Here is a 21,907-nt window from a genome sequence, read left to right on the forward strand (position 1 = left end):
CTATCCTTCTTCGCGGATCTGCGCCTGAAGATAGTTCTGGATACCGAGTTTATCGATGAGATCCAGCTCGGTCTCTAGCCAGTCGATATGGCCCTCTTCATCTGTCAGGATCTCAATCATCATGTCACGACTAACATAATCAAAGACGCTGTCGGCATAGGCGATAGCTTCACGCAGGTTTTTCGCCCCTTCTAACTCAAGCGCCAGATCGGAACGCAGCATTTCCTCAACATCTTCGCCGATGCGAAGTTTGCCAAGATCCTGAAGATTAGGGATACCTTCGAGAAAGAGAATACGCTCAATATACTTATCAGCGTGCTTCATCTCGTCGATAGATTCATGATATTCAACGTCATTCAGGCGTTTCAGGCCCCAGTTTTTGAACATTCTCGCATGGAGAAAATACTGGTTGATTGCGACAAGCTCATTTCCCAATAATTTATTGAGATAATTTATGATCTTAACATCACCTTTCATTATATAGTCCCTCCGCTTCCACTCATTGAAGCGTAGATCGGGCTACAGGGATGTCAAAAAAAAGAGTGTGACTCAGGCGATTTCTTTAAATTCCGGCATTTGCATTAACTCGTCCTGCATAACTTCTCGTGCCGCACGCGTGCATTTACCACATTGATTTCCAACGGGAATAAACTTGCGCAATTGCTGAAAAGACTGCGGATGAAACTGGCGTACGGCCTGACGTATCTTTTTATCGCTGATACCGTTACATAAACAAATGTACATAGAAACTCCCATTCAAATCACAATACAATATTAAGTGAGAATGGTTTTTATTACAATAAATGTGATTAAAAAAGGCGCAAAAATCTTGCGCCTTGTAAATAACACAACCGCTCAGTATGGGGGATAAAAACTACGGGGCTGGAGTATACGCTTCGAATTTCTGCGAAACGTCGCTCGCATTGCAAGAACGCATGGTCACAAATTTATCTGAACCAACGGACATACAACGCTCCACACCCAGCATCAGGCTTTTGAACTGCCCATCCTCAAACTTCCAGTTTTGGTTAGGGTTAGCATTGCTGTCAGAATGGCAGGTAAAGGAAATAACCGAAATGCCCTCCACGTTATAGCCATCTTTAGCATCGAGGCACTTATTGGTGTCGCCAATCTTCAGTTTTACCTCTTTGAATGGCATGAAGACCTCGTTATTTGCCCCCTTGCCACATGAGTCAGTAATCAGACGGTCACCATCATTCATTGATCCCCCCTGGATATTGAGGCACCCTCCTGTTTTCACAGATTTATACATACCACTGTTAGATACTGCACGAGTGAATGGCGCAAATATTTCACTGAATGCATACTTAGCGGCCTGCTGCTCGGTTAAGCCGCTGTGCTCTGGCGATACCTGCCCAGCCACACCCGGCTGGTCACGCATCATAGACCAGGCGCCAATCATACCCAGACCACGATCGGTGGCATCCTTCATCACCAGATTTGCATCCGACAGATAGAACACTTCACCCTGAACATCGTTGTAACCGATCATCGGGGTAGTACCCATCATCGCGTTGATTTCAGCATCGGTCTTATCGGTAAAGATCTGCTTCAGCTGGCTGAACAGGTTTTCAATTGCAGAGGTTGCGCACTTACCGTGAATGTTCTGGCCTTCAGTACCATCGGACTGACAGATACTGTTGCCGTAGTCCATTGCCATCACGTTCACGCCCGCCAGCTCGACACCTTTAGCTTTCGCATCTTCCAGTACGTAAATACCTTCTGCGGTCAGACCGGTTGGCAGAATTGGCAGCGTATACCAGATGCCCACACTACGGCCTTCTGACTTCCAGGTATTCTGTACGGCTTTCACCGCTTCGTTACGGCGGTTGATGGATTCATGATCCGCAACCCAGGTACCTTCAATATCGAAATCCAGCACGTTCAGATTCAGGTTCTCGACAATATCGTAGTAATGCTGTTTCAGATCGTCGATATTCTTACAGGATGCCGCCAGCGGTGAGTTATTCGCACCACCAATGGACACCATCACGTCGCCGCCAGCATCACGCAGTGCTTTGATTTTGCTGTATTGCGCGTAGTCGTTGATGTTATACGCCGTCCCCCAGGTCGGGAGACAGGTTTCGGCATCTTTGCTGACCACAAACGCCATGGTGAAATGGGTTACCCCCTGGTTCTGCGCCAGGCTTGCCAGATCTGGCTGTGAGTTCAGGGTAAAATCAACATATGGGGCATAAACATGTGCAGGCCAGCCTGATTTCGGCGTGCCAACTTTTTCTTTGGTGCCCGTCCAGTCGATAAATACGTGCCATGGGTTAGTATCTGAAGGAGACACTTTCTGTACTTTGGACTGCGAGACGTAGTTACCACCGTTATAACGAATCAGCGTGCCGCTTTCGTACACGGTCGAAGCACTGTACTGCGGAGCTTTATTAAGCTGGTCCTGAGTATAAGAGATTACAGCACCCAGCGGTTTCCATGGACGGCCATTCGTACCAGTTGGGTTTTGGTTTGCTGCAATAGAAGGATCGTCGCCCTGGGTATAAAACAGAGCTTCATATTCCTGACCATTTTTCTGAACTTTATCGCCTTTATTATAAGTGGTCGAAGAGGACCACTGTGTAACGGCGGAATATGCTTCCCACGGATTGTCTTGTCCTGGGACAAAACCATAGGCACTCTGTGAAGAGGCAGTTTTATAGGTCGCATTATTATAAGAGACTATATCTCCTGCTTTATATTCAGCGTTATTATCATATGCCGGATAGGTTACAGTGCCGCCACTGGTTTCACAGGTAGTAGGGTTACCATACTGGCTCATTTCCGCTGCCGTAGCAGCACGCTCATAACGCCATGGGTTACTCGCCTGATCGTCAGCGGCATTGCCCGGGCAATCAGAAGCGCTAACCCACCAGGCATTATTATAAACACCACCATCAAAAATAACTTCAATCGTACTGCCACCTTCCTGACCGCTCCAGGCTTCCAGAGCAAATGCTGGTAAGGCTGTGCATGTCAGCCCCAGGCAAAATAGTGTTTTTGTCGCGAAATTCAATTTCATAATCAACAATCCTTTTGTGTTAATTCATTAGGTTATTACATTGACATGTAATAAGCCGTAAGATAGAACCAACAAACAGTGAGTTCAATTATTAACATTGACCCTGAATTGTTTTAAGAAATAAGAAAGCTCATCCGATCAGTCAACTTAATATCAAATTAAGCCAGACTTATTTTATTTATATTAATTTTATTATTAAGTAAAAATAAAAAAAACCCCGAATAAATTCGGGGTTTTTAAGACTAAAACGTTAATTAAAACGTATAATTAGCCCAGAACTTTAGCAACAACGCCCGCGCCAACGGTACGGCCGCCTTCACGGATTGCGAAACGCAGACCGTCGTCCATCGCGATTGGGTGGATCAGAGTCACAACCATCTTGATGTTGTCGCCTGGCATTACCATCTCAACGCCTTCTGGCAGTTCGATGGTACCGGTCACGTCAGTTGTACGGAAGTAGAACTGTGGACGGTAGCCTTTGAAGAACGGAGTATGACGGCCGCCTTCGTCTTTGGACAGAATGTACACTTCAGATTCGAACTTGGTGTGTGGCTTGATTGAGCCTGGCTTCGCCAGTACCTGACCACGTTCGATTTCTTCACGTTTGATACCACGCAGCAGAACACCTACGTTCTCACCAGCACGGCCTTCGTCCAGCAGTTTGCGGAACATTTCAACGCCAGTACAGGTAGACTTCGCAGTCTCTTTGATACCAACGATTTCAACTTCTTCACCAACTTTAACGATACCGCGCTCTACACGACCGGTAACAACGGTACCACGACCGGAGATGGAGAATACGTCTTCGATTGGCAGCAGGAATGGCTTATCAATCGCACGCTCTGGTTCTGGGATGTAAGAATCCAGGAAGCCAGCCAGTTCGATGATTTTTGCTTCCCACTCTGCTTCGCCTTCCAGCGCTTTCAGAGCTGAACCACGAACGATTGGGGTATCGTCGCCTGGGAAATCGTACTGAGACAGAAGTTCACGAACTTCCATTTCTACCAGTTCCAGCAGCTCTTCGTCATCAACCATGTCGCATTTGTTCAGGAACACAATGATGAAAGGAACGCCTACCTGACGACCCAGCAGGATGTGCTCACGAGTCTGAGGCATTGGGCCGTCAGTCGCAGCAACTACCAGGATCGCGCCGTCCATCTGCGCAGCACCGGTGATCATGTTTTTAACATAGTCGGCGTGGCCTGGGCAGTCTACGTGTGCATAGTGGCGAGTCGGGGTGTCGTATTCAACGTGGGAAGTGTTGATGGTGATACCACGAGCTTTTTCTTCTGGTGCGTTATCGATCTGGTCGAATGCACGAGCAGAACCACCGTAGGTTTTTGCCAGAACGGTAGTGATTGCAGCGGTCAGGGTAGTTTTACCATGGTCAACGTGGCCGATAGTACCAACGTTGACGTGCGGTTTTGTACGTTCAAATTTTTCTTTAGACACGGCTATATTCCTTACTATAGTGCTCTCCCCTTCGGAGAGAGCACGGGACTTAGGTTTTAATCCTGTGGATTACTTACCACGGGCTTCAATAACGGCCTGAGCAACGTTGTTAGGAGCGTCATCATACTTCAGGAATTCCATGGTGTATGATGCACGACCTTTGGTCAGAGAACGCAGCTGAGTTGCATATCCGAACATTTCAGACAGCGGAACTTCAGCGTGGATCTTAACGCCAGTTACTTCAGATTCCTGACCACGCAGCATACCGCGACGACGGCTCAAGTCACCGATAACGTCACCGGTGTTCTCTTCAGGAGTTTCTACTTCAACCTTCATGATTGGCTCAAGCAGAACTGGTTTAGCTTTCTTAAAGCCTTCTTTAAAGGCGATAGAAGCAGCCAGTTTAAACGCCAGCTCAGAGGAGTCAACGTCATGGTAAGAACCGAAGTGCAGACGAACACCCATGTCAACAACAGGGTAGCCAGCCAGAGGACCAGACTTCAGCTGCTCCTGGATGCCTTTATCAACGGCAGGGATGTATTCGCCAGGAATTACACCACCTTTGATGTCGTTGATGAACTCGTAACCTTTAGGGTTAGAGCCCGGCTCCAGTGGGTACATGTCGATCACAACGTGACCGTATTGACCACGACCACCGGACTGCTTAGCGTGTTTACCTTCAACATCAGTAACTTTCGCGCGAATCGCTTCACGGTAAGCAACCTGAGGTTTACCAACGTTAGCTTCAACGTTGAATTCACGCTTCATACGGTCAACGATGATGTCGAGGTGAAGTTCACCCATACCAGCGATGATGGTCTGGTTAGATTCTTCATCAGTCCATACGCGGAATGATGGATCTTCTTTAGCCAGACGGCCCAGAGCCAGACCCATTTTTTCCTGGTCAGCTTTGGTTTTTGGCTCAACAGCGATGGAGATTACCGGCTCAGGGAATTCCATACGTTCCAGAATGATCGGGTGGTCCTGGTCACACAGAGTGTCACCAGTGGTCACGTCTTTCAGACCGATTGCTGCTGCGATGTCGCCCGCACGAACTTCTTTGATCTCTTCACGTTTGTTCGCGTGCATCTGTACGATACGACCGAAACGCTCACGTGCCGCTTTCACGGAGTTCAGGATGGTGTCACCGGAGTTAACCACACCAGAGTACACGCGGAAGAAGGTCAGGTTACCCACGAATGGGTCAGTAGCGATTTTGAACGCCAGTGCAGCAAACGGCTCTTCATCACTTGCGTGACGTTCAGCCGGAGTGTCTTTACCGTCGTCCAGGATACCGTTGATCGCAGGAACGTCAACCGGGGATGGCAGGTAGTCAACTACCGCATCCAGCATCGCCTGAACACCTTTGTTCTTGAACGCAGAACCACAGGTTACCAGGATGATTTCGTTGTTCAGAACGCGCTGACGCAGAGCTTTTTTGATCTCTTCTTCAGTCAGTTCTTCACCACCCAGGTATTTCTCCATCAGCTCTTCAGAAGCTTCAGCTGCGGATTCGATCAGGTTCTGGTGCCATTCGTCAGCCAGGTCCTGCATTTCAGCTGGGATATCTTCGTATTCGAAGGTAACGCCCTGGTCTGCATCGTTCCAGTTGATGGCTTTCATTTTCACCAGGTCGATAACGCCGGTGAAGCCTTCTTCAGCACCAATTGCCAGCTGCAGCGGAACAGGGTTCGCGCCCAGACGGGTTTTGATCTGACCAACAACTTTCAGGAAGTTAGCACCCATACGGTCCATTTTGTTAACGAACGCGATGCGTGGAACTTTATATTTGTTCGCCTGACGCCATACGGTTTCAGACTGTGGCTGAACACCACCAACTGCGCAATAAACCATTACAGCGCCGTCAAGAACACGCATGGAACGTTCTACTTCGATGGTGAAGTCAACGTGGCCCGGGGTGTCGATGATGTTTACGCGATGCGGTTCGTACTGCTTAGCCATACCTGACCAGAATGCAGTAGTCGCTGCGGAGGTGATAGTAATACCACGCTCCTGCTCCTGTTCCATCCAGTCCATGGTGGCTGCGCCGTCATGAACTTCACCGATTTTATGGTTTACACCGGTGTAGAACAGAATACGTTCGGTAGTAGTGGTTTTACCGGCGTCGATGTGCGCACTGATACCGATGTTACGATAGCGTGCGATGGGTGTTGTACGAGCCATTTGATTCCTCGTTTGTTTCTTTGGCGTTCAGTTAAGTAACCCAGAGCGGGCAGCTTCTCTGAAGCGCCCGTCTGGTGACTATGACTCCGAAGGGATTACCAACGGTAGTGTGCGAACGCCTTGTTGGCTTCTGCCATACGGTGAACATCTTCACGTTTCTTAACCGCGGTACCTTTGTTGTCCGCAGCGTCAGAAAGTTCGTTCGCCAGACGCAGAGCCATGGATTTATCACCGCGTTTACGAGCAGCTTCAACGATCCAACGCATTGCCAGGGCATTACGACGAACCGGACGAACTTCAACTGGAACCTGATAAGTAGAACCACCAACACGGCGGGACTTAACTTCTACAGTTGGGCGAACGTTGTCGAGAGCGACTTCGAAAGCTTCCAGTTCATTTTTACCAGAACGCTGAGCCAGGGTCTCAAGCGCGCTGTATACGATTGCTTCTGCAGTAGATTTTTTACCATCTACCATCAGGATATTTACAAATTTTGCCAGCAGTTCTGATCCGAATTTCGGATCTGGAAGGATTTTACGCTGACCAATGACGCGACGACGTGGCATGGGAATACTCCGTTGTTAATTCAGGATTGTCCAAAACTCAAAGAGTTTAGTGTGACATTAAGATAAATCAGTTTGGCCTTACTTAACGGAGAACCATTAAGCCTTAGGACGCTTCACGCCGTACTTGGAGCGAGCCTGCTTACGGTCTTTAACACCTGAGCAGTCGAGCGCACCACGAACGGTGTGGTAACGAACACCCGGAAGGTCTTTAACACGACCGCCACGGATCAGGATCACGGAGTGCTCCTGCAGGTTGTGACCTTCACCACCGATGTAGGAAGTCACTTCGAAACCGTTAGTCAAACGCACACGGCATACTTTACGCAGTGCGGAGTTTGGTTTTTTAGGAGTGGTGGTATATACACGAGTACATACGCCACGTTTCTGCGGGCAGGCTTCCAGTGCAGGCACGTTGCTTTTTGCAACTTTGCGTGCACGTGGTTTGCGTACCAGCTGGTTAACTGTTGCCATTAAATAGCTCCTGGTTTTAGCTTTTGCTTCGTAAACACGTAATAAAACGACCTCATACAATATGAGGACGCGAAATTTTAGGGCTACGTCGAAAAGGTGTCAAGAAATATACAGCGATCTCAAATCACCAGTTCATTTGACTGGGGTGCGTCACAGCAAGATTGACGAAATCAGTATAGCCAACGACGTCAATTTTGGCTGAAATTTGACCAGCAAGACCCCGCGCGTCAATGTCTTCTTTCAGCGCAGATACAGAGATGGGGGCATTGGTAAGAATTTCAACGAAGCGGTTGCCTTCAATTGCCGCAAGCACGCCATCCTGAATAAGTAGCAGATCATCGCCTTCACGCAGCATTCTTACTAATGCTTCAATGTCGCACTGCCACGGTGAATGGCTCAGGGTATGGAGCATGACAGCCTCAGAAAGTCAGAACGGTATCGTAGTGAGAGAGTTGTTCGCGCAGCGCGTCAGCCGCAAGAACCGTTACATCGAGGACAAACGCGTTCTTTTCATTTAACCCGCGCGCTACCAGAGAATCGGCGCAAACATAGAACGTTTCAATATCGTAAAGCGGCAGAACTTTGAACGTCGCGATGTAATCACGGGCGAGCACCGCCTGGGGTTGTTGTCCGGCAAGAAGCTGGAACACGCCATCACCCAAAAAGAAAACACCAATGTCTTCGGTTAACGCCGATGTCGCCAGCAGTGCATCAAGCCCTTCCCGGCCCGATGCGCTACCATGCGGAGCAGAGGAAAATACGAAAGCCACACGATTCATCAGAACTGCACCATACGATCACAGGTCAGTGCGGCCTGAGCCAGGGCACCTAAACCACTCAAAGAAAAACCGGCCTGAAGATTTGCCGCAGGAAATCCCAGCCGCGCGGCTTCCGTTGTATCGGTGATACCACGGCGCAGCGCAGCAGCCACGCAGATATGCAATTCAACACCCTGCTTTTCGTTTAGCGCTTGCCATGCCCGCACCAGGTCAAATTCATCAGAGGCCGGTGAAGTAAACTGATTGGCGTTATAGACGCCTTCGCGATAGAAGAAAACACTCACCAGTTCATGCCCGGTTTCCAGTAGCGCATGTGCAAATTGCAGCGCGCTGCTGGCTTGCTGTGTGCCATAAGCCGGGCCAGTCACCATCAGGGCAAAGCGCATTACTTTTCTTGCCCCAGGAAATCGCCGCTTTTGAACTGACGAATATAGAGATAAACCGTGTGTTTGGAGATGTTCAGACGGTCGGCCACCTGGTTAATGGCATCTTTAATATCAAAAATCCCTTTCTCGTAAAGGTTCAGCACGATCTGACGATTCTTGGCGTTGTTAGATACGTTGCGATCGGCATTAACCTCTTCGATGGTGAACTCGAGCGTTTGCGTGACGAGGTCTTCAACGGAAGAAGCAAAGTTAACGGATGAGCCTACGTCCGGGGTTTCTGGCGGAATAAAGGTGCTCATGATTTGCGAGAATGGCACATCAAGGTTCATGTTGATGCACAGCAGTCCAATCACACGATGCTCGCGATTTCGGATCGCAATCGTTTCTGATTTCATCAGCACACCACTTTTGGCGCGGGTGAAATAACATTTGGAGACGCTGCTGTCCGCACCGGTCATGTCGTGCAACATACGCAATGCAAGGTCGGTGATAGGTGAGCCAATTTTACGGCCAGTATGTTCGCCATTAGCAATGCGGATGGCGGAACACTTCAGATCTTGCAGGGAGTGCAATACGATTTCGCAGTGGGACCCAATGAGCATCGCTAACCCGTCCACCACCGCTTCGTAGGATTTCAGAATATCGAAATCGGTCTGATCGAAAGGACGTTGATCCAGCAAATCGAGTTCACTGGTTTCGTTGGTTAAAAGCGACCTGGACATGAAAAAAACACTCCTTTTCAGGAGCCTGTCGTTATGTTTTCAGGGCAGGCTCATTATCTACACGGACAACTAAATTAATACAGCGTGTATAACGCTTTCCAGTGTTAATTATATCTGCCCCACAATAAAAAAAACCGCCGCCTTAAAGGCGGCGGTTTTCATAACATTACTTCTTGGCGTCTGCCGCTGCTTTCTCGTCTGCCGGCGCGTCAGTTTTCGCATCAGCTTTCGGTGCTGGTTTGATGTCCAGCAGCTCTACTTCAAAGACCAGAGTAGAGTTCGCAGGGATTCCTGGAACGCCAGTTTTGCCGTAAGCCAGATCTGGTGGGATAACCAGCTGGATTTTACCGCCTTTCTTGATGTTTTTCAGGCCTTCAGTCCAGCCAGGGATCACACCATCCAGACGGAAGGAAAGAGGCTCACCACGGGTGTATGAGTTATCGAACTCTTTACCGTCGATCAGCGTACCTTTGTAGTTAACCACTACAGTGTCGCTGTCTTTTGGCGCATCGCCAGTACCTTCTTTCTCTACTTTATAGACCAGGCCAGTAGAAGAGGTTTTGGCGCCTTTCTCTTTAGCAAAAGTATCGCGGTAGGCTTTGCCTTTCGCTTCGTTGTCTTTTGCATCAGCATCCATCTTGGTCTGAGCTGCGCCTTTCACGCGAGCTTCAAACGCCTGAAGAGTCTGTTCGATTTCCTGGTCAGACAATTTGCTCTTGTCTGCGAAAGCATCCTGAACACCGGCGATCAGCTGGGCTTTATCCAGTTTGATGCCCAGTTTCTCTTGCTCTTTCAGAGAGTTTTCCATGTAACGACCCAGAGATGCGCCGAGTGCGTAGGCGGATTTCTGGTCGTCATTTTTGAACGCTGCTTTGCTGTCTGTCGTCGCAGCAGGTTTCGCAGCAGTATCAGCAGCGAAAGACAGCGGCGCATTCAGTGCAACCGCCATCGTGGTTGCCAGCAGCGTTACTTTAAACAGTGATTTCATCCATATCTCCAGGGCCTGGGGACTTTCACCCCAGCATTAAACGTAAATGAGTTACGTACTATAAATCGTTGCGGAAGAAATCTACAGACAGACTCTCCCGATTCTCGCCACTTTTCAGACTATTTTTGTTTAAATAAGTTTCTTGCTACAGGGATGAATACTGTACTTAGGGATAAACTCGGTTAAACTTCGCCGCCGCTGGCCCATTATGGCGAATCAGAAACAGACGAGGTGAATCATGAAGGACACGATGATAGAAGAGAGACTGGCCGAGCTTGAAAGCCGACTGGCTTTTCAGGACATCACCATCGAAGAGCTCAACCAAACGGTGACCGCCCACGAGCTAGAAATGGCAAAACTGCGGGATCTGCTGCGTCTGCTCACTGAAAAAGTGAAAGCCACACAGTCATCGCACATCGCCTCTCAATCTGAAGAGACGCCACCACCTCATTATTGAGGCGTAAAAAAAGCGGGATAATCCCGCTTTTTTTATTTTCCGCATAACGGAATTAGTGACAACCGCAACCGCCGTTACCGCAACCACCTTTACCGTGGTCATGACCATGGTCGTGGTCGTGGTCGTGATCGTGGCCGTGACCACCGCAGCAACCATCGTGGCCGTGATCGTGGTCATGGTCGTGTCCATTCGCACCGTGAACATGGCCGTGAGCCAGTTCTTCTTCGGTCGCTTCACGGATAGCAACAACTTCTACGTTGAATTTCAGGTTCTGGCCAGCCAGCATGTGGTTGCCGTCAACGACAACGTGGTCGTCTTCAACTTCAGTAATTTCTACAGGAACCGGGCCCTGGTCGGTTTCAGCCAGGAAACGCATACCAACCTGAAGTTCGTCAACGCCCATGAACACGTCTTTAGGGACGCGCTGAACCAGGTTGTCGTCGTACTGACCGTAAGCGTCATTTGCACCTACAGCAACGTCAAATTTGTCGCCAACGTCATGACCTTCCAGCGCAGTTTCCAGGCCGGAAATCAGGGAGCCGTGACCATGCAGGTAGTCCAGCGGCGCACTCACCGGAGACTCATCAACCAACACACCGTCTTCTGTACGTACCTGATAGGCCAGGCTGACCACCAGGTCTTTTGCTACTTTCATGATATCTCCTGAGCGTGGGAAAATTGCTGGCGCAGATTGTAGCCGAAATCTGCACCCGTGTACCCTTTAGCTTAAAAAAACTCAGGGCATATCGCTAGTCCGGATGAAAAATGCCGATCACTTGCTCTTCTTTGCGAACATGATCGCGCGCCTCTTTGTCGGCCTCGCGCATCTGATGACCGCACTTAACACACTCAACAACATCAATATTATTCTCGCGCCACATTGCCAGCGTATCTTGCGCCTGGCAGGTCGGGCACTTTGCACCCGCAATAAAGCGTTTACGTACCGCCATGTTATTTACCTTTTATTCAAATTCATCCCAGCCATCCAGCTGGCGTCGTTCTTGCTGCATCTCTCTCTGGAAGATTTCTTCCAGCTCGCGTCGCGCCTCCCGTACACGGGAAATCTGCACCGTATCGGTGTGAACAGGCATAAGCTCGCGCAACATGCGCATATCCAGCCTGCGGAAATGCATCTGGGCGCGCTGGGCCTGATGAGGATGCATACCCAGTGAAACAAGCGCTTTACGCCCAAGCTCTAGCGCGGATGAGAAAGTCTCACGCGAGAAATGTTTTACCCCCGCCTGCAACAGTTCATGCGCCTCAACACGCCCACGGGCGCGCGCCAGGATATGTAAATGAGGGAAGTGCTGCTGGCACAACTCCACCAGCTTCATGGTGTCTTCCGGCTCGTTACAGGTAATGACGATGGACTCAGCGGCTTCTGCCCCGGCAGAGCGTAAAAGCTCAAGCTGAGTGGCATCACCGTAGTAAACCTTATAGCCATATTTTCGCATCAGGTTCACCGCGCTAATATCACGCTCCAGCACCGTAATACGCATTTTGTTCGCCATGAGCAAACGCCCGATAACCTGACCAAAACGGCCAAATCCCACGACGATCACCTGCGGCTTATCATCTTCCACCCACGGGGTTTCGTCTTCATCTTCTGTCAGGTTAAAGCGGCGAGACAGAAACTTATCCACCAGCTTCATCAGCAGCGGCGTGGTCATCATCGACAACGTCACCGTCACCAGCAGCAACGCCATCTGGTCATCTTTGAACAATTTCTGCGACGATGCCATGGAGAAGAGCACAAATGCGAACTCTCCCCCCTGGCTTAATACGCTGGCAAACTGCATTCGCTCAGCGCTGCGCAGCCCGTAAATCCGCGCCAGCGCGTACAGCACCAGCGTTTTGACCACCACCAGCACGGCAACACAGAGCATTACCCACAGAAAATGGGTATAAAGCACGCCCAGATTGAGTGCCATACCCACCGAAATAAAGAACAGCCCTAAAAGCAGCCCTTTAAAGGGATCGATGGCAATTTCCAGCTCGTGACGATACTCGCTCTCGGCAAGCAGCACTCCGGCGATAAACGTCCCGAGCGCCATAGAAAGCCCCAGCGCATCCATAAACAACGCCGACCCAAGAACCAGCAGCAGCGTTGCCGCCGTAAACACTTCGCGTACGCCGGATGCGGCAATAAAGCGGAACACCGGGCGCAGTAAGAAGCGCCCGCCAATCAGCATCCCCGCGAAGGCCAGCACCTTCATCGAGACTTTTGCCCAGTCAAAGTGATCGTCGCCAGAGCCTGCCAGCAGCGGCACCAGCGCAAGGGCCGGGATCACCGCCAAATCCTGAAACAGCAGCACCGAAAAACCCAGTTGACCCGCTTCGCTGCGGTTCATGCCCTTGTCGCGCATCAGCTGTAACGCCATTGCCGTGGAAGACATGGCCAGACCAATACCGCCAATCACCGCCGCCTGCCAGGAAAAATGAGTGAGCATTAATAGCCCGCCCAGAATGGCAGCACTGAACACTACCTGGGCCGTTCCGACACCAAAAATAGAGCGGCGTAACTGCCACAGCTTAGACGGGTTCAGCTCAAGGCCGATGATGAACATCAGGAACACCACGCCCAGCTCAGAGAAATGCAGGATTTCATCAACATCGCTGATAAAACCAAGTCCCCACGGGCCGATGGCAATTCCCGCCAGCAGATACCCCAGCACCGCGCCAATACCAATCCGCGATGCCAGCGGCACAGCAACCACGGCGGCAAATAAGAAGAGAACGCCAGCCAGCAGTAAATTCGATCCTTCCATCAGCGACCTCCTGCCGGGATCGGCGAGGCCAGCCATTCACCATAGGCTTTGGCATGATTCGCCAGCTCCTGCGGCTCCTGACGGCGCGCCCAGTAAACAATTATCGGGCTCATCCAGTGCATACGGCACATGGCAGCCGTGAGTTCAAACGGTCGCAAAATATCGCTCATGGGATAACGATTCAGACCATCGTAGCGGTATGCGCTCTCTGGCTCGCCCGTGGTGATGACGCTACGCCAGTACTTTCCCGCCAGTTGGTTGCCCCCTACCCCGCTGGAGAAACCCCGGCTCAGAACGCGATCCAGCCACTCTTTTAGCAGCGCCGGACAGCTGTAGGTATAAAGCGGATGCTGGAACACAATCACGTCATGCTGACGCAGGAGTTCCTGCTCGTATGGAATATCGATAAAGAAATCAGGGTAGTGCGCGTAGAGATCGTGCACCGTCACGTTACTGAGCAGTGAAGCCGGCTTAAGCAGAACCCGGTTCGCCACCGAGTCCTGAGATTCCGGATGGGCATACAGCAGCAGCACTTTTGCTGTCTGAAACATCACTCCCCTCCCGGTTCTGTTTTTGTGTATTGTTGTCGTTTTGGGCTACCATGGCGGCCCGGTGGGGAATATGGCCCACACCTTACATTATCATAATGACAAATTAACATAGTCGGAACATACGGCGCTTCTATGATTGTTTTCTCCTCGTTACAAATTCGTCGCGGCGTGCGTGTCCTGCTGGACAACGCAACGGCCACCATCAATCCAGGTCAAAAAGTCGGTCTGGTCGGCAAAAACGGCTGTGGCAAATCCACCCTGCTGGCGCTGCTGAAAAACGAGATAAGCGCCGATGGCGGCAACTTTACCTTCCCGGGTAACTGGCAGCTTGCGTGGGTAAATCAGGAAACCCCCGCGCTGAGCGAACCCGCACTCGACTATGTCATTGACGGCGATCGTGAATACCGCAAGCTGGAAGCAGAGCTAAACGCCGCCAACGAACGCAACGACGGTCACGCCATTGCTACCGTTCACGGCAAGCTGGACGCCATCGACGCCTGGACGATTCGCTCCCGCGCCTCCAGCCTGCTGCACGGGCTGGGCTTTAGTAACGAACAGCTCGAACGCCCGGTGAGCGACTTCTCCGGTGGCTGGCGTATGCGTCTTAACCTGGCGCAGGCGCTGATCTGCCGCTCTGACCTGTTGTTACTCGATGAACCGACCAACCACCTCGATCTTGATGCGGTTATCTGGCTAGAAAAATGGCTGAAAAGCTATCAGGGTACGCTGATTCTGATTTCCCACGACCGCGACTTCCTCGATCCAGTGGTGGATAAAATCATTCATATTGAACAGCAAACCATGTTCGAATACACCGGCAACTACAGCTCTTTCGAACGCCAGCGTGCGACGCGTCTTGCGCAGCAGCAGTCGATGTACGAAAGCCAACAACAGCGTGTCGCGCATCTGCAAAGTTTCGTTGATCGTTTCAAAGCCAAAGCCTCTAAGGCCAAGCAGGCGCAGAGCCGCATCAAAATGCTGGAACGCATGGAGATGATTGCTCCGGCGCATGTGGATAACCCGTTCCACTTTAGCTTCCGCGAACCCGAAAGCCTGCCGAATCCGTTGCTGAAAATGGAGAAAGTCAGCGCGGGCTACGGTGAGCGCATTATTCTGGATTCCATCAAACTCAACCTGGTGCCAGGTTCACGTATCGGCCTGTTAGGGCGTAACGGTGCGGGTAAATCGACCCTGATTAAGCTGCTGGCGGGTGAACTGAACCCGGTAAGCGGTGATATCGGTCTGGCTAAAGGCATCAAGCTTGGCTACTTCGCGCAGCATCAGCTGGAATTTTTACGCGCCGATGAGTCGCCGATTCAGCACCTGGCACGTCTGGCGCCGCAGGAAATGGAACAGAAGCTGCGCGACTATCTCGGCGGCTTTGGCTTCCAGGGCGATAAGGTGACGGAAAATACCGAACGCTTCTCCGGCGGTGAGAAAGCCCGTCTGGTGCTGGCGTTAATCGTCTGGCAGCGCCCTAATCTGCTGCTGCTCGATGAACCGACAAACCACCTGGATCTCGACATGCGTCAGGCGCTGACCGAAGCGCTGATTGAGTTCGAAGGCGCGCTGGTTGTGGTCTCGCACGATCGCCACCTGATCCGTTCGACTACCGACGATCTTTATCTGGTCCACGACGGTAAAGTCGAGCCCTTCGACGGCGACCTGGAAGACTACCAGCAGTGGCTGACAGACGTACAAAAGCAAGAGAACCAGCCGGACGAAGCGGCGAAAGACAATGCCAACAGCGCCCAGGCACGTAAAGATCAGAAGCGCCGCGAAGCAGAGTTACGCACCCAGACGCAGCCACTGCGTAAAGAGATCACCCGTCTGGAAAAAGAGATGGAGAAACTCAACGCCACGCTTGCCACCGTTGAAGAGAAGCTGGGCGACAGCGGGCTGTACGATCAGAGCCGCAAAGCCGAGCTGACCGACTGTCTGCAAACCCAGGCCAAAACCAAATCCAGCCTCGAAGAGTGTGAAATGGCGTGGCTGGACGCGCAAGAGCAGCTGGAAGCGATGCTACAGGCTGACTAACCGTCAGGAGAGTTATGAGTTTCGATACCACGAGCGATATTACATTCCGTAAACTCAGCATCTTCATGACGTTCATGGAGAAGGGCAATATCGCGCGTACCGCCGAAACTCTGGGCCTCAGCGGCGTCAGCGTGCACCGCGCGCTGCATACGCTGGAAGAAAACGTACGCTGCCCGCTCTTTACCCACAAGGGGCGTAACCTGATTGCGCTTCCGTCCGCCTGGACACTACTGGAGTATTGCCAGGAAGTGATGCAGGTAATGGCGCGCGGGGTGGAAGAGTCGCGCAAAATTGCCGGGATCGGCCAGGGAAGGCTGCGGGTGGGCACACTCTACTCGCTCACGCTGGAAACTGTGCCGCGCCTGATAATGGGCATGAAGCTACGCCGTCCGGATCTGGAGATGGATCTGACGATGGGCTCTAACGAAACCTTGCTGCATTTGCTGGATGAAGGCGCGCTGGACGCCGTGTTAATTTCGATTTCCGAAAGCGATATCGACCGTAACAGCCTTGAAGTCCTGCCCCTGTTCCATGACGATATTTTCCTTGCCGCCCCGGCGTCCGCCACGCTGAATACCCGCGGGCCAGCGGATCTCCGTGATTATAAAGATCAGAAATTTGTCGCGCTGGCGGAAGGCTTCGCCACGTATGCAGGCTTTCAGGAAGCCTTTCATATCGCCGGATTTGAACCCGAAATCGTGACCCGCGTGAATGACATTTTCTCCATGCTCAGTCTGGTGCAGGCAGGTGTCGGCTTCACGCTGATGCCGGGCAGGATGAAGAAAGTGTATGAGAATTCAGTACAGCTACTGAAGCTGGCGCAGCCGTACCAGATGCAGCAGCTTATCGCCATTGTGTTTGCCCGTAACCGCGAGCAGGACCCTAGCCTGCGCGCATTAGCCGCCGAAGGGCGGATGTATGCGCGTAGTTTGCAAGAAGGTACCTGATGTTATTGCCTGGTGGCGCTACGCTTACCGCTGAAGCCTACCCGCCAAATGCACCGCCACATCCAGGCCGCTGCGTTCCAGTGAAATAGACTCCCCTTCCCAGGCGGCCTGCCGCGTCAGACAGGTCAGCACGCCACCGGGTGGCATCTCTATCGCCAGCCGTGCTTCACGCTCGTTAGCGGAAATTACCGCCTCCTGCCAGCGCACGGTTCGCGCCATGTTCATCGCCAGATCATCCGCGATCTTCTCCGGCTGCCAGAGCACGCGCCCGGTACTGCCACTCAGGTATGCACAGCGTGGGCGTGAAAGCATGACGGATTCAAACGCCGCCGCCAGCTTTTGTGCCGGTATTGCCAGCAACTCACAGTGCGACGGCACGCTCACCGCCAGCCGATGTGCCTTACTTGCCCCGCACGCCAGCGCGCGCGCCGCGACCTGTGCCATCCCCTCATCAGTTCCGGCAATCACTATTTGTGTTTCAGCGTTCAGGTTCGCAATATAGGTTCCGGTGCCTTCAATCAGCGTTTCAACCTGCGGCAGGGTTAATCCCATAATTGCCGTCAGGCCGTAACCGTGCGGGTAAGCCTGCTCCATCACATCACCGCGCAGCGCCACCAGCTTCAGTGCGTCAGTAAATTCCAGCACACCCGCGATAACCGCTGCCGGGTAAGCGCCAATAGACAGCCCGCTGACGATATCCGGGAAAACCCCACGACGTTCCAGCTCGCGCGCCCAGGCAACACCGGCAATCAGCAGCGAAAGCTGCACCGCGCGGGTGTGGGTTAGCGAGGCTGCGCTGTCCAGCGTATCGATTTCGGCCCCCAGTACCTCGCGGGCCTGAGCCAGCACCGTTCCCGGTAGATTTTGCAGCATCCCTTCATGCTGCGTGCCCTGTCCCGGAAAGGTAAACAGTATTTTCATCACTCCTCCCTGTGCCACGGATCCGCCACCAGGCGCGGTCCACGGCGGGTTTTCAGCAGTATTTTTCCGTCACGCAGCCACTCTGCCAGCGCAAAGCCCCCTTCCGGCGTATCAACCTGCGTATCCGCCCGGCACAATGCGCGGCTGAGCTGCGACTGCCAGGCGGTAAAAGTATCAGGGGAAATCGGCTCAGGGGCGCGGATCAGCAGATCAAGATCGCTGTCGGCATGTATTACCGGAATGCCGGTCGCCAGCGCATAGCCTGTGCTGCCGGTAATACCCCACGCCCACGGCCACGCCTGCTGAGAAAGCTGCAGCGCCACCTGAACCGGTGGCTGGGTAACAAACGGAGAGCGCAGCAGATCGGCCGTCACGCTCAACGCCTCAGGCGTAACGACGCGGAGGACGTTTTCGGGCTTCACCCACCCGGCCGCACGCTGGTCGCGGCGCAGACCGCGCACGCCAACGGGAATACGGCCATTGTTATCAACATCACGCCGCACCACGACCGGCAGGCCGATATGCCAGGCAGCATCCACCCAGGATTCGGTGATCCCTTCCAGGGCATTGCGCGCGCTAAGCCAGATGAGGTCGTGTGGGCGTAATGTTGTGGTCATGATTACATTCCTGAAGTCAGCGAGATAAACAGCGGCAGCGACAGGATACACAGTACGGAACTTAACAGCAGCACGGCTTCAGCATCCGGCGACTGCACACCAAAGCGGTTACCGAACACCACGCCGAAGAAGCCCGCAGACAGCGCAATCATCAGGATAGCGGTAATTGCCACGGAGCCGTGCAGACCGAAAATCAGCACAATACCCCAGGCAATCGCTGGCTGGATCAGCAGCTTGGCAATAGTGGAAGTAATAACCATGGTGTTGATCTGCAGCTTACGCGCCGAGAGGATCACCCCGGTCAGGAACAGCGCGGCAGCGGTTGCGGACAGTCCCAGTGGTTTGATGGCCGCCAGCACCAGTTCCGGCATTTTGATGCCGATGGCAGATAAAATCACCCCCAGCAGCGGGCCCATCACAATCGGCTTTTTAATCGAGCGCCACATCAGCACCGGCAGCATAGAGAGCGTTGAGCCGGTGTTATTCCCTTCGGCACGCGCTTTTTCGCGCTCCAGGATCAGCAGGCAGAACGGCGTCATCAGCACTGAACCACAGGCGATGGAAACCGCGACGGAGAGCGATGTCGAAGAACCTTCACCCAGCACGCTGCCCAGAATCGGCAGACCAAGCGCGGCGTAGTTCGGCAGGGCAACGGTGAGCGTCAGTACCGCGGCATCTTGCGGAGATTTTTTAAAGACGCTGGTCGCCAGGAAGTAAATGGCCGCATAGGTAATCCACATCGCCAGGGTCAAGACCAGGATCAGCGGCGACTGAGCCACAATGCCGGTCCACGGCGTTTGTACGGTGGCGCTGAACAGCGCGGCAGGTAACGCAAAATCCATCACGAAGATATTAAGCAGGGACACATTTTTGTTATCGACCATCTTTGCCTTACCGGCCCAGAATCCCAGCAGCATGATGACGAAAATCGGTGCAAGAGCATGAACAATTACGTAAGTCATAAATCACCTGTATTAAAAAAGTTTTAGCACTGGTGCGATGTTTATTATTTTTCAGGATGCAGGTTCCCACGCGGGCGCAAGGGATGCGCCCACGGGGTTATGCCTCTCTGGCAGGTCTTAATTTACTTACCAGCTTGCTCGCATACGTTCGCGTACCAGAGCAGAGCTGCGACGGTTATCAGCACCCAAACGATTTTTTAACGTGGTGTCCTGACGAGCGTCATTGATGGCCTGTTGCAGCGTGGTCTTCACCTGCGTCAGATCGAGATCGGATGGTGCATCCGGGTTGCTGATGTCCAGGAGGTTAGAGAGCAGCCCCAGCGTGGCGTAGTTGCTAATGTCATACGCCATTGGCGGAATAGTCGCCGCCAGTTTTTCCAGCGCCTCGACGGTGCGCAGCGTGATACGTGCGGCTGACTCTTTACCCATCGCGTGGATCAGCACCCCCTTGTCATTGAAGGCGATCAGACGGTTAGCCTGGTAGCCGTGCGCCAGAAATGCACCGGACATCGCTTTACCGACGATAAGCCCAATCACCGGGTGGCCCGCCAGACGCGCGTTGGCATACGCAGCAGCCGCACCGGCCAGCGCCTGATGAATACCAAACGCCTCTTCACGACGGCCATAGGCCTGGCTCGGGACGTCAATTACCGCCACAATCGGGCGTTTCACGGCGTTGTTCGCATCGGCAGCTACGGTTTCGCTCACCACTTTTGCCAGGGTCCAGCCTTCCAGCAGACCCACCTCACCTTGCGCCGCACGCGGGAAATGGTTGTTGGCGTCCGGCACAACGGCCACAAAACGCACCGCTTCACCGTTAAGTTCACCATCTGCTGCCTGCACGGACGGGCATAACCCTTCCAGACGTTTAGCGTTCGGGGCGAGGGTGTCCAGCCAGAGTTCGCCACGGCTCATTGAAGTACTCATCATTTCACCTCCCGGGCAAAAAGCGCGTTAATCTGTTCGGCATCGGCCTGCTTGCGGGTGTCGAAATGCGTCAAACGGTTCAGGTAATCGTCATAGTTATCGGTGCGATGTTTGGCCGGAACGCCTTTGGCAATCGCGTCGTTCATCGCACCTTTCACCGCGTTGATCCCGTCACCGACCAGCGCATCCACCAGCCCGCTTTGGTAGCGCACCTCGCCCCCGGTCATGCTCCAGATAAACGGCCGGTCGCGGGAGTCGTATTCTTCAATCCCCGCTTCCTGCTCGATAACCTGCGGGCCGTTCAGGCCAAGACGCGCTTCACGGGTCACAATCAGATAGCTACAAAGCGCCGCCGCGATGGACATCCCGCCGAAGCAGCCCACGGTACCGGCGACAATCCCGACGACCGGGGTGTAGCGACGCAGGTCAACAATCGCGGCGTGAATATCAGCGATCGCCGCCAGGCCAAGGTTGGCTTCCTGCAAGCGCACGCCGCCGGTTTCGAGGCATAACACCGCCTGAGTCGGAATGCCGTTGCGGTTATCTTCCGCCGCCAGTTCCAGCGCGGCCGCCATTTTGGCACCGGACACTTCGCCCATGCTGCCGCCCTGGAACGCACCTTCAATGGCGACCACAACCGCAGGTTGACCGTTGATCGTGCCCTTCGCCACCACCATGCCGTCATCGGCCTGTGGAACAATGCCCTGTGGCCCCAGCCACGGCGAGATAATCCCTTCAAACGGATCCAGCAGTTCGCGGTAGCTGCCGTCATCCAGCAGCGCCTGCGCACGCTGGCGTGCTTTTAATTCGATAAAGCTGCTGTCATCACGCATGGCTCACCCCTTCAAAGACCTGTTCGATACGAATGCGCGCCACGCCCGGCGTCGCGCCGAAATCGTGGATGGTCAACGTGCCGGCAGGCAGACTGCTGACGGTTTGCAGACGGCTGAACAAGGCTTCCCAACGACCACGGCTGTTGTCGACGGAAGTGGTGATATCAATGGTTAACGTCTGGCCCGGTTCGGCGGTGAAAAGCACCTCCATATCCCCGGAACCGACAACCCCTGCCAGCGCCCTGCCGCGTAACGCGCGGCTGGCTGGCACGGTCAATGTGATTTTTTCCATAACA

At 52.9% G+C, this 21,907-nt stretch carries 24 protein-coding genes and 1 pseudogene; 3 read left to right on the top strand and 22 right to left on the bottom strand.

Translation table 11 applies throughout. The features are described 5' to 3' along the window. The 12 genes and pseudogenes from bfr to fkpA form a co-directional block, all read right to left on the bottom strand. Complete coding sequence (gene bfr / locus HV107_RS07845; RefSeq protein WP_182062762.1) at positions 1-477, bottom strand: bacterioferritin; 477 nt, start codon at positions 475-477, stop codon at positions 1-3. Positions 478-549: 72 nt separating this feature from the next. Next, complete coding sequence (bfd, locus tag HV107_RS07850; RefSeq protein ID WP_182062763.1) at positions 550-744, bottom strand: bacterioferritin-associated ferredoxin; 195 nt, start codon at positions 742-744, stop codon at positions 550-552. Positions 745-910: 166 nt separating this feature from the next. Beyond that, positions 911-3,043, bottom strand: a pseudogene (locus HV107_RS07855) (carbohydrate-binding protein); the annotation flags it as partial. A gap of 267 nt (positions 3,044-3,310) precedes the next feature. Then, on the bottom strand, positions 3,311-4,495 hold the full coding sequence (tuf, locus tag HV107_RS07860) for an elongation factor Tu (protein ID WP_182062765.1): 1,185 nt from the start codon (positions 4,493-4,495) through the stop codon (positions 3,311-3,313). A 69-nt stretch (positions 4,496-4,564) separates the two neighbouring features. Further along, complete coding sequence (gene fusA, locus HV107_RS07865; RefSeq protein WP_182062766.1) at positions 4,565-6,679, bottom strand: elongation factor G; 2,115 nt, start codon at positions 6,677-6,679, stop codon at positions 4,565-4,567. Between the two features lie 95 nt (positions 6,680-6,774). Continuing rightward, the gene (rpsG, locus tag HV107_RS07870; RefSeq protein WP_004106370.1) at positions 6,775-7,245 is read right to left on the bottom strand and encodes a 30S ribosomal protein S7; all 471 of its coding nucleotides are present in this window, start codon (positions 7,243-7,245) and stop codon (positions 6,775-6,777) included. Positions 7,246-7,341: 96 nt separating this feature from the next. Then, entirely contained in the window at positions 7,342-7,716 is a 375-nt protein-coding gene (rpsL, locus tag HV107_RS07875) for a 30S ribosomal protein S12 (RefSeq protein ID WP_000246815.1), read from the bottom strand. Positions 7,717-7,840: 124 nt separating this feature from the next. Next, positions 7,841-8,128 (bottom strand): sulfurtransferase complex subunit TusB, encoded by a 288-nt coding sequence (tusB, locus tag HV107_RS07880; protein ID WP_182062767.1) that lies wholly within the window; start codon positions 8,126-8,128, stop codon positions 7,841-7,843. Between the two features lie 7 nt (positions 8,129-8,135). Next, positions 8,136-8,495, bottom strand: coding sequence for a sulfurtransferase complex subunit TusC (gene tusC / locus HV107_RS07885; RefSeq protein ID WP_182062768.1), 360 nt, complete (start codon positions 8,493-8,495; stop codon positions 8,136-8,138). Next, positions 8,495-8,881, bottom strand: a complete 387-nt coding sequence (gene tusD, locus HV107_RS07890) for a sulfurtransferase complex subunit TusD (RefSeq protein WP_182062769.1) — start codon at positions 8,879-8,881, stop codon at positions 8,495-8,497. The genes tusC and tusD overlap by 1 nt, the downstream gene beginning before the upstream one ends. Next, positions 8,881-9,603 carry a transcriptional regulator gene (locus HV107_RS07895; RefSeq protein ID WP_182062770.1) on the bottom strand — a complete coding sequence of 241 codons (723 nt, stop codon included), beginning with the start codon at positions 9,601-9,603 and terminating at the stop codon, positions 8,881-8,883. Before HV107_RS07895 ends, tusD begins: the two co-directional genes overlap by 1 nt. Positions 9,604-9,769: 166 nt before the next feature. Beyond that, complete coding sequence (gene fkpA / locus HV107_RS07900) at positions 9,770-10,591, bottom strand: FKBP-type peptidyl-prolyl cis-trans isomerase (RefSeq protein WP_166718357.1); 822 nt, start codon at positions 10,589-10,591, stop codon at positions 9,770-9,772. Positions 10,592-10,829: 238 nt separating this feature from the next. On the opposite strand from fkpA, the gene HV107_RS07905 reads away from it, so the two are divergent. Continuing rightward, a complete protein-coding gene (locus tag HV107_RS07905; protein ID WP_014072067.1) occupies positions 10,830-11,048 on the top strand; it encodes a protein SlyX in 219 nt (72 codons plus the stop codon). Between the two features lie 52 nt (positions 11,049-11,100). Here HV107_RS07905 and slyD read toward each other — a convergent pair whose 3' ends face one another. The 4 genes from slyD to kefG all read right to left on the bottom strand — a co-directional run bounded on the left by slyD (position 11,101) and on the right by kefG (position 14,367). Then, on the bottom strand, positions 11,101-11,703 hold the full coding sequence (gene slyD / locus HV107_RS07910) for a peptidylprolyl isomerase (RefSeq protein WP_182062771.1): 603 nt from the start codon (positions 11,701-11,703) through the stop codon (positions 11,101-11,103). A 94-nt stretch (positions 11,704-11,797) separates the two neighbouring features. Further along, entirely contained in the window at positions 11,798-11,998 is a 201-nt protein-coding gene (locus HV107_RS07915; RefSeq protein WP_010436300.1) for a YheV family putative zinc ribbon protein, read from the bottom strand. Between the two features lie 12 nt (positions 11,999-12,010). Then, on the bottom strand, positions 12,011-13,816 hold the full coding sequence (gene kefB, locus HV107_RS07920) for a glutathione-regulated potassium-efflux system protein KefB (protein WP_182062772.1): 1,806 nt from the start codon (positions 13,814-13,816) through the stop codon (positions 12,011-12,013). Beyond that, complete coding sequence (gene kefG / locus HV107_RS07925) at positions 13,816-14,367, bottom strand: glutathione-regulated potassium-efflux system ancillary protein KefG (protein WP_182062773.1); 552 nt, start codon at positions 14,365-14,367, stop codon at positions 13,816-13,818. The genes kefB and kefG overlap by 1 nt, the downstream gene beginning before the upstream one ends. A gap of 132 nt (positions 14,368-14,499) precedes the next feature. On the opposite strand from kefG, the gene HV107_RS07930 reads away from it, so the two are divergent. Beyond that, the gene (locus HV107_RS07930) at positions 14,500-16,404 is read left to right on the top strand and encodes an ABC transporter ATP-binding protein (protein WP_182062774.1); all 1,905 of its coding nucleotides are present in this window, start codon (positions 14,500-14,502) and stop codon (positions 16,402-16,404) included. Between the two features lie 14 nt (positions 16,405-16,418). Further along, on the top strand, positions 16,419-17,351 hold the full coding sequence (locus tag HV107_RS07935) for a LysR family transcriptional regulator (protein ID WP_182062775.1): 933 nt from the start codon (positions 16,419-16,421) through the stop codon (positions 17,349-17,351). Positions 17,352-17,375: 24 nt separating this feature from the next. Here HV107_RS07935 and mdcH read toward each other — a convergent pair whose 3' ends face one another. The 6 genes from mdcH to mdcC form a co-directional block, all read right to left on the bottom strand. Then, positions 17,376-18,272 carry a malonate decarboxylase subunit epsilon gene (gene mdcH, locus HV107_RS07940; RefSeq protein ID WP_182062776.1) on the bottom strand — a complete coding sequence of 299 codons (897 nt, stop codon included), beginning with the start codon at positions 18,270-18,272 and terminating at the stop codon, positions 17,376-17,378. Further along, positions 18,272-18,889 carry a malonate decarboxylase holo-ACP synthase gene (locus tag HV107_RS07945; protein ID WP_182062777.1) on the bottom strand — a complete coding sequence of 206 codons (618 nt, stop codon included), beginning with the start codon at positions 18,887-18,889 and terminating at the stop codon, positions 18,272-18,274. The genes mdcH and HV107_RS07945 overlap by 1 nt, the downstream gene beginning before the upstream one ends. A 2-nt stretch (positions 18,890-18,891) precedes the next feature. Next, positions 18,892-19,851: an AEC family transporter gene (locus HV107_RS07950; RefSeq protein ID WP_182062778.1), complete on the bottom strand. Its 960-nt coding sequence runs from the start codon at positions 19,849-19,851 to the stop codon at positions 18,892-18,894. A 126-nt stretch (positions 19,852-19,977) separates the two neighbouring features. Further along, the gene (gene mdcE, locus HV107_RS07955; RefSeq protein WP_220458431.1) at positions 19,978-20,778 is read right to left on the bottom strand and encodes a biotin-independent malonate decarboxylase subunit gamma; all 801 of its coding nucleotides are present in this window, start codon (positions 20,776-20,778) and stop codon (positions 19,978-19,980) included. Continuing rightward, the gene (locus tag HV107_RS07960; protein ID WP_014072077.1) at positions 20,778-21,611 is read right to left on the bottom strand and encodes a biotin-independent malonate decarboxylase subunit beta; all 834 of its coding nucleotides are present in this window, start codon (positions 21,609-21,611) and stop codon (positions 20,778-20,780) included. The genes mdcE and HV107_RS07960 overlap by 1 nt, the downstream gene beginning before the upstream one ends. Next, the gene (mdcC, locus tag HV107_RS07965) at positions 21,604-21,903 is read right to left on the bottom strand and encodes a malonate decarboxylase acyl carrier protein (RefSeq protein ID WP_182062780.1); all 300 of its coding nucleotides are present in this window, start codon (positions 21,901-21,903) and stop codon (positions 21,604-21,606) included. Before mdcC ends, HV107_RS07960 begins: the two co-directional genes overlap by 8 nt. Between the last annotated feature and the right edge of the window lie 4 nt (positions 21,904-21,907).

It is taken from the genome of Enterobacter sp. RHBSTW-00175 (assembly GCF_013927005.1).
In the GTDB taxonomy this organism is placed as follows: domain Bacteria; phylum Pseudomonadota; class Gammaproteobacteria; order Enterobacterales; family Enterobacteriaceae; genus Enterobacter.

Bases quoted from the DNA above. Each gene is read 5' to 3' on its own strand.
- kefB (WP_182062772.1), bottom strand. From the start codon at position 13,816: ATGGAAGGATCGAATTTACTGCTGGCTGGCGTTCTCTTCTTATTTGCC.
- HV107_RS07950 (WP_182062778.1), bottom strand. From the start codon at position 19,851: ATGACTTACGTAATTGTTCATGCTCTTGCACCGATTTTCGTCATCATG.
- mdcH (WP_182062776.1), bottom strand. From the start codon at position 18,272: ATGAAAATACTGTTTACCTTTCCGGGACAGGGCACGCAGCATGAAGGG.
- HV107_RS07935 (WP_182062775.1), top strand. From the start codon at position 16,419: ATGAGTTTCGATACCACGAGCGATATTACATTCCGTAAACTCAGCATC.
- HV107_RS07960 (WP_014072077.1), bottom strand. From the start codon at position 21,611: ATGCGTGATGACAGCAGCTTTATCGAATTAAAAGCACGCCAGCGTGCG.
- mdcC (WP_182062780.1), bottom strand. From the start codon at position 21,903: ATGGAAAAAATCACATTGACCGTGCCAGCCAGCCGCGCGTTACGCGGC.
- HV107_RS07895 (WP_182062770.1), bottom strand. From the start codon at position 9,603: ATGTCCAGGTCGCTTTTAACCAACGAAACCAGTGAACTCGATTTGCTG.
- tusC (WP_182062768.1), bottom strand. From the start codon at position 8,495: ATGAATCGTGTGGCTTTCGTATTTTCCTCTGCTCCGCATGGTAGCGCA.
- tusD (WP_182062769.1), bottom strand. From the start codon at position 8,881: ATGCGCTTTGCCCTGATGGTGACTGGCCCGGCTTATGGCACACAGCAA.
- fusA (WP_182062766.1), bottom strand. From the start codon at position 6,679: ATGGCTCGTACAACACCCATCGCACGCTATCGTAACATCGGTATCAGT.
- HV107_RS07915 (WP_010436300.1), bottom strand. From the start codon at position 11,998: ATGGCGGTACGTAAACGCTTTATTGCGGGTGCAAAGTGCCCGACCTGC.
- HV107_RS07905 (WP_014072067.1), top strand. From the start codon at position 10,830: ATGAAGGACACGATGATAGAAGAGAGACTGGCCGAGCTTGAAAGCCGA.
- tusB (WP_182062767.1), bottom strand. From the start codon at position 8,128: ATGCTCCATACCCTGAGCCATTCACCGTGGCAGTGCGACATTGAAGCA.
- rpsG (WP_004106370.1), bottom strand. From the start codon at position 7,245: ATGCCACGTCGTCGCGTCATTGGTCAGCGTAAAATCCTTCCAGATCCG.
- bfr (WP_182062762.1), bottom strand. From the start codon at position 477: ATGAAAGGTGATGTTAAGATCATAAATTATCTCAATAAATTATTGGGA.
- bfd (WP_182062763.1), bottom strand. From the start codon at position 744: ATGTACATTTGTTTATGTAACGGTATCAGCGATAAAAAGATACGTCAG.
- slyD (WP_182062771.1), bottom strand. From the start codon at position 11,703: ATGAAAGTAGCAAAAGACCTGGTGGTCAGCCTGGCCTATCAGGTACGT.
- HV107_RS07930 (WP_182062774.1), top strand. From the start codon at position 14,500: ATGATTGTTTTCTCCTCGTTACAAATTCGTCGCGGCGTGCGTGTCCTG.
- kefG (WP_182062773.1), bottom strand. From the start codon at position 14,367: ATGTTTCAGACAGCAAAAGTGCTGCTGCTGTATGCCCATCCGGAATCT.
- rpsL (WP_000246815.1), bottom strand. From the start codon at position 7,716: ATGGCAACAGTTAACCAGCTGGTACGCAAACCACGTGCACGCAAAGTT.
- HV107_RS07945 (WP_182062777.1), bottom strand. From the start codon at position 18,889: ATGACCACAACATTACGCCCACACGACCTCATCTGGCTTAGCGCGCGC.
- mdcE (WP_220458431.1), bottom strand. From the start codon at position 20,778: ATGAGTACTTCAATGAGCCGTGGCGAACTCTGGCTGGACACCCTCGCC.
- fkpA (WP_166718357.1), bottom strand. From the start codon at position 10,591: ATGAAATCACTGTTTAAAGTAACGCTGCTGGCAACCACGATGGCGGTT.